The organism is Chamaesiphon sp. GL140_3_metabinner_50 (genome assembly GCF_025361915.1).
Lineage (GTDB): Bacteria > Cyanobacteriota > Cyanobacteriia > Cyanobacteriales > Chamaesiphonaceae > Chamaesiphon.
Genome location: NZ_JANYJC010000314.1, coordinates 1 through 6,442, shown reverse-complemented (window position 1 = coordinate 6,442; position 6,442 = coordinate 1). Strand labels below are relative to the sequence as shown.

Annotated in this window: 5 protein-coding genes; 3 read left to right on the top strand and 2 right to left on the bottom strand. The window is 46.6% G+C overall.

Features of this window, described 5'->3' with window-relative positions; all coding sequences use genetic code 11:
* Nucleotides 1-301 precede the first annotated feature (301 nt).
* Both Q0R35_RS15495 and Q0R35_RS15490 read right to left on the bottom strand, forming a co-directional pair.
* Nucleotides 302-1,675 (bottom strand): cytochrome P450, encoded by a 1,374-nt coding sequence (locus Q0R35_RS15495; protein ID WP_295620266.1) that lies wholly within the window; start codon nt 1,673-1,675, stop codon nt 302-304.
* Between the two features lie 174 nt (nt 1,676-1,849).
* A complete protein-coding gene (locus tag Q0R35_RS15490; protein WP_295620262.1) occupies nt 1,850-2,467 on the bottom strand; it encodes a PEP-CTERM sorting domain-containing protein in 618 nt (205 codons plus the stop codon).
* Nucleotides 2,468-2,858: 391 nt separating this feature from the next.
* Here Q0R35_RS15490 and Q0R35_RS15485 point away from each other — a divergent pair, with 391 nt between their 5' ends.
* The 3 genes from Q0R35_RS15485 to Q0R35_RS15475 all read left to right on the top strand — a co-directional run.
* Entirely contained in the window at nt 2,859-3,413 is a 555-nt protein-coding gene (locus Q0R35_RS15485; protein WP_295620259.1) for a sigma-70 family RNA polymerase sigma factor, read from the top strand.
* A gap of 51 nt (nt 3,414-3,464) precedes the next feature.
* Nucleotides 3,465-4,118 carry a cupin domain-containing protein gene (locus tag Q0R35_RS15480; protein WP_295620256.1) on the top strand — a complete coding sequence of 218 codons (654 nt, stop codon included), beginning with the start codon at nt 3,465-3,467 and terminating at the stop codon, nt 4,116-4,118.
* 270 nt (nt 4,119-4,388) lie between these two features.
* Nucleotides 4,389-6,442, top strand: a 2,054-nt coding sequence (locus Q0R35_RS15475) for a PAS domain-containing protein (protein ID WP_295620252.1), incomplete at its 3' end; no start/stop codon positions are given.

The following is a 6,442-nucleotide window of genomic DNA, read 5'->3' as shown; positions in this document are numbered from 1 at the left end:
TAAAGGGGGGGACAATTCTTGGCTCCCTCCCCTTTATAAGGGGCAGGGTGGTTTCATACACCGGAAGAAAAATCTTTCAGTTCACTTCAGTGAACTTTGGCTATTAGCCCCGAATTCATTCGAGGGCGGTTGAAGACTAAGCACTAGGGTTTATGCATTTTTATTTTCTTGTATGAAACCACCCTGCGCCCCTTTTTTACAAGGGGAGGCTTTTCCGGCTCCCTCCCCTTTATAAGGGGAGGGCTGGGGTGGGGTAAAAAGACTACGCAGCAAGACAGGGTTGGGGATGAAGGCTGTTAACCTAGCCCTTAGTCACCAGAACTTTCGCCTCAATGCCACCTTTGGGGCCTAAAGTTACTCCGCGACGAACGGCTTCGACGGGTAACTTACCAGTGAGTTCGAGTTGACAATTAGTGACTAGTTCTAGCACGACTAATTTTAGTTCTAATTGAGCTAATGCCATCCCGATGCAGCGACGACTACCGCCGCCAAAGGGGACAAATTCATACGGCGAAAATTGACGTTCTAAAAAGCGTTCTGGTTTAAATAAATGCGGTTCGGGATAAAGATCTTCGCGGTGGTGAGTGAGGTAGATACAACCCGCAATCATCGTTCCTGGCTCGATGTCGTAACCTTGTAAGCAAACTGGTTGGGTGGCGATGCGGGGGAAGGTGAGCATCCCGACTGGGTAAATTCGTAAGGTTTCCGAACAAACGGCATTTAGATAAGGTAGACGGCTAATGGTAAGCGGATCGCGTTCGGTGCCGATGGTGGCAAGTTCGGCTAGTAATTTTTGCTTGACTTCTGGTAGATAATTCACCCAATAAATTGCCCAGGAGATGGCGGTAGCGGTGGTTTCATGTCCGGCGAATAGTAATGTCATCAATTCGTCGTGTAATTCGACATCGTTCATGCCATTACCATCGGCATCTTTAGCACCAATTAATAATGTTAAAATATCCGATTGTTCTGGCTGGTAATCGCGACGACGATTCTCTGAAAGAGACGCTTTGCGAACGGCAATTTCTTCATATAATAACCGATCGAGTTCGGCACGATCGCGTAAAAATCGCCCCCACGGACTCCACGCGCCTAAATCTTGCTGGAGAATGGGTATCAATAGAAAACTCGCATTAACTGGCGATTCAACTAATGCCAGTACTGCCACTAATTTGTCCCGAATCCGATCGTACCGTTCGCCTCGATGCAGTCCAAATACCGCTTGCAAAATTACCGAAAGCGAAATCGACTGCATTTGCTCGCGGACATTAATAGTTTCACCCACTCGCCACTGCTGCACTAAATCTCGCGTTACCTGACAAATCAGATCTGTGTACGATCGAATTTTATCGCCGTGAAATTGGGGCATCAATAACTGTCGGCGTTGACGATGTTCGCCGCCATCGAGTAAGATAATGCCGCGATCGCCTAAGAACGGTTTTAAAATTTGATTGCTCGATCCGGGTGCCGAATATTGCTTGGTATCGTTAGTTAATACTTCTTGCATCGATTGAGGATTGCTGATGAACACCGCCCGATCTAACGGCCCAGACATTGTCACCGCAAAGATATCGCCACACTGGCGATCGTAATTATGCATATATTCGAGCGGTTCGGTAATCCATTGCCAAAGCTGAATGGCACCGGGTGTATTGATGGTGGGTAGTAGATTCATAAAATTCGCATGACGAAGCTGGTATCTACTCCTATTATCCGATCGAGTTGAAAATCCTGCATCCTGGTAATGTACGACAGATCTGAAGCAACCGCTAGAGTTCGGCTGAAATATCTAAAAAAACAACCCCGATAAAGGAGTTGTGTGGAAGATTAAATATTATAGATAAAACTATCAGATTTTTTTAGTCGCCGCGCGAGCGAGCTTAATTTTACGTCGGGAATAAATCCCATATCCAAAAGCCGTTAAAGAGCCTAAGATAGTTGCTGGTTCTGGAACTGCGGCGATCGTTCCAGGTACGATATTGCCCGCACCCGCGATCGTATTGCTAAAAGTTCCAGCATCAATATTTTCAAAGCCTGTTGTAACTAGGAAATAATTAATACCAGGATTGAGAGCTGTCGTAAATCCTGATAAGCCAAGACTAGGATTATCGTCGTTGGCAATTATGGCATTGAAGACTGAATCGATGGGGTTAAAAGAGTTTTGATAAAGAACGGTGAAATTATCAAAGTTAGTTGAAGTTGCCGTACTTTGAAAAACGTAACTAGCTGGAGCAGTAACATTAAAACTAAAAACACTGTAACCAACCATTCCGCCGCCGGGGCCAGCAACTGCTGTTGGCGGACTAGAAAAATTGTCAACAGGTCGATTGAATACGGCACTACCGACAGTAGTTTCAGTATAAGTTAAAGTAGCAGCTTGAGCAATCGGAACAATGGGAAAAATAGCCGCCATCGATCCCCAAGCAATACTGATACCGATGAAAGTAGCTTTGTTAGTTTTAAACATATAGATATAACGAAAGAATCATATTTATATATTACCCAACTAATCTTATCGATCTTCTATCGTCAGCATTGTTTTAATAAAAATCAGCCACAATACTTAATTTGCAAATCAATTTACTAGGCTTCCATTGTTTAAAAAAAACTGATATTCATGTAAATTTCGAGCCGATCGATCTAAAATTCGATCGCTCAAATTGTGAGGACGAAGAAATTTTTGTCGATCGGCTGGGAGCGTAATCTGCTTCTATAGGGTATACGCTGTTAATTTCAAATTGGATCTCTAACCGAGCGGATTTTTTTTGACACATAAAAGTAACTTAAAGTGGATCTAGATCTCTGCCGCTCGTGAGCTAAACTGAAGCTAATACAGCACTCTGTGTCCATTAGCGTCAATGGTTGAAGCAGCACATTTACTCGCAAAGATCGCCTTGGGCGATCGCAGTGCATTATCCGCGCTGTACGATCGCTACTCACAGATCGTTTACGCGATCTCCTGGAAAAGTCTCAATTCAGTAGAGGACTGTGAAGAAGTAGTCTTAGATGTATTTGCTCAAGTCTGGCGGATTGCGGACAAGTTCGATCGCAATAAAGGTTCGGTGGAACAATGGATTTTTACCCTCGCACGCAGTCGTATAATAGATAGGCTGCGGAAACTGCAACGGCTCGATAAAGTTAGTACGGCAATTTCAGGGGCAAAAGGAATCGATTTTCCAACTGTCAGCGTAGATCCCATTGAAGCGATCGAAATTGACGAACGGCGACAATTAGTACTTGCCGCATTAAGTCAGATTCCGCCAGAACAGCTTCAAGCGATCGAGTTGGCTTACTATCGAGGTTTAACTCATGTCGAGATTGCCGCACAAACGGGACTGCCAATCGGCACTGTCAAAACACGACTCCGGCTGGGATTGAGTAAACTCAAGGTAGTATTTAACAACGAGTTGTAACTAGCGATCGGGCAACAATAAACCCCCTCATTCCCCGTGTCTGAATTTGTGATGAACGAACATCGATGTTTTTGCGAACTTGCTCCACTCTACGCACTCGATCTGCTCGATCTTGAAGAACGGCTGTGGGTAGAGGCTCAAGCGTTAGCTTGTGCCGATCTTGCCGCAGAATTGGCGAGTTATGAAGCTGCGGTGAGTATTCTCCCCTATAGTGCCCCCGCCGTGCCGATGGCGGCAGATCTCAAGGCGCGATTATTCGATCGTCTAGCCGATCCTGGAGCTGATTTGTTAGATGTAGCTCCTGTCGAAACCAGCCTCACACCCCAGCCAGAAAGCCCTCTAGTAGAGCCGCCGCCAGCAATGGTGACGATTAGATCCTCAGAGCTAACGTGGCAACCCTACCAGGCAGAGGGGGTCGAAGTTGCCGTGTTATTTTTCGATCCTGACAAGCGGATGTGTTCGGCGATCGTCAAAGCAGCCGATGGAGTTATTTACCCGCTCCATCAACATCAAGGGATTGAAGAAATCTATATGTTAGCAGGAGAACTCGAACTCGACGGGCAGGTTTATTTCGCTGGCGACTACATTCGATCGTATCCCGATTCAATTCACCCACCAGCTATTACTAACAACGGCTGTAAATTTTTGGTTCGGGCTTGTATCGACGATAATTATGACGAAAATTTGTTAACTATTTCTAAGTAAAGTACCCTAACTTGGCTCGTGAGTTAGGGTACTTCACGAGCAATTTACATAGACTGAATGCTTAAAAATCACTTTTGAAACATTAAATTAACTCGATCGCCCAATTTGATTCTGCAAAGCGGAGGCAAAGCAGGGAACGATTAATATTCTGACGGTGATAATCTGTAACGTTTTTTAGGTTGAGAATGTAATTTATCTTTGTTACGATCGACTAGTCCAATATAATTAGACTAATCGATCGTAGCAGCACATTAAATTGCTGTAAATATAATGATGAACCTCCCAACCTTCACAGTACTGGTGGTTGAAGACTTGGCGACAGATCGAGAGCTATACCGACGCGCACTTAGTCAAGACTACGATCTTGTGGAGGTAGAATCTGTAGCAGCGGGACTAGCATTGTGTCAAACGCGATCGATCGATGCTGTGTTGCTCGATTATCGGCTGCCCGATGGCAATGGGCTGGATTTTCTAGATCGATTGTCGGTGCAAAGTAATGGTAACAGTCCGCCTGTAGTGGTGCTATCGGGGCAGGGTAACGAAAAGATTGCCGTTCGCGCCATCAAACTGGGTGCGTCAGATTATCTAGTCAAGAGCGACCTGACAGCAGAGCTATTACTCGCGACGCTCCGCAGTGCGATTCTCCAGGGGAGAGGCTACGCTAACGAGAATAGCCACCTGCGATCGCAATTGAGACAGTCTGAAGATCTCAGTCTGCAAGTAGCTAACCAGCAGATGACGACGATTTGGGAAAGTATGACCGATGCGTATGTGACGCTCGACCGCGATTGGCGGATCGTCTATACTAACTCTGCGGCAACTGAAATATTTTGCCAGACGAGTGGTTTAACACCCGCAGAATATTTGGGCAAAACTCATTGGGAAGTGTTTCCCACGTCAGTAGGAAGTATTGTTGAGCAGGAGTATCGAAGAGCTGTTGCAGATCGAGTGGCGGTACATTTCGAGCTGTTTTATCAGCCAACTGACACTTGGTTCGAGATTCATGCTTATCCCTCAGATGTCGGCTTGGGGATATATTTTCAGGACATTAACGAACGCAAGCGGGATGAACTAGCGCGAATCGCCGTCGAACGCGAGATCGATCGCTTTTTCGAGATATCACTCGACCTACTAGCGATCGCCAATTTAGATAATTATTTCTTGCGATTGAATCCAGCTTGCGAACGAATTTTGGGCTTTACTAGTGCCGAACTGATGGCCCAAAACTATCTGGAGTTCGTACATCCCGAAGATCGAGCGGCAACAGTGGCTGTTGTTGCGGATCTAACTGCGGGTAATGTAGCGACTAATTTTGAGAATCGCTATCGTGGCAAAGACGGATCTTATCGCTGGCTATCGTGGAGTGTGATGCCAGATCTCGATCGCCAGTTATTGTATGCCAATGCCCACGATATCACCGAACGGAAGCGCGATGAAGAACTTCTCCGCCAGAGTGAAGAGTTAACCCGCCGCATCTTGGAGAGCAATCGCGACTGCATCAAAGTTGTGGACTTAGCAGGTCGGTTGATTTATATGAACGATTACGGACAGTTGCTGATGGAAGTTGATGACTTCTCGACTGTCGCTGAGAGTCAATGGCTCGACTTCTGGCAAGGTCGCGACCGAGATGCGGCTCGAACTGCTTTTAGCATTGCCTTAGTCGGGGGAGTCGGTCGGTTTGATGGTTATTGTGCGACTTGTAAAGGTACGTTGAAATGGTGGGAAGTAATCGTGACACCGATCCTCGCTGCCGATGGACAGGTCAGCCAAATTTTAGCGGTTTCGCGCGATCTGACCGAACGGCAAGCCGCGCTGCGCGAACGCCAGCAAGCAACGGCACTCCTCCAGGCGCAGCAAGCAACGATTCAGCAGCAATTGGGCGAAATCGAATCGATCTATCAGATGGCTCCAGTGGGCTTGTGCTTTGTGAATACCGATTTTCGCTACGTGCGGATCAACGAGCAATTGGCAATAATCAATGGTTTGAGTGTTGCCGAGCATATCGGGCGAACTTTTTGGGAGATTTTACCAGAATTGGTAGAGACGATCGAGCCACTGTATCGGCAAGTGATGGAGTCGGGACAGCCAATTTTCGATCTAGAAGTGAGTGGTAGCACTCCTGCCGAGCCTGGAGTGGAGCGGTACTGGCTAGCTTCCTACTACCCGCAACCAGATCTCAGCGGTCGAGTGATGGGGGTCAATGCGATAGTGCAAGAGATTACCGATCGCAAACGCTCAGAAGCAGCGCGACTATCCGCCGAACAAGAGCGCGACAGGTTTTTTACTCAGTCGATCGATCTATTGGCAATCGGCAATTTCGATGG

Bases quoted from the DNA above. Each gene is read 5' to 3' on its own strand.
- Q0R35_RS15490 (WP_295620262.1), bottom strand. From the start codon at position 2,467: ATGTTTAAAACTAACAAAGCTACTTTCATCGGTATCAGTATTGCTTGG.
- Q0R35_RS15495 (WP_295620266.1), bottom strand. From the start codon at position 1,675: ATGAATCTACTACCCACCATCAATACACCCGGTGCCATTCAGCTTTGG.
- Q0R35_RS15480 (WP_295620256.1), top strand. From the start codon at position 3,465: ATGAACGAACATCGATGTTTTTGCGAACTTGCTCCACTCTACGCACTC.
- Q0R35_RS15485 (WP_295620259.1), top strand. From the start codon at position 2,859: ATGGTTGAAGCAGCACATTTACTCGCAAAGATCGCCTTGGGCGATCGC.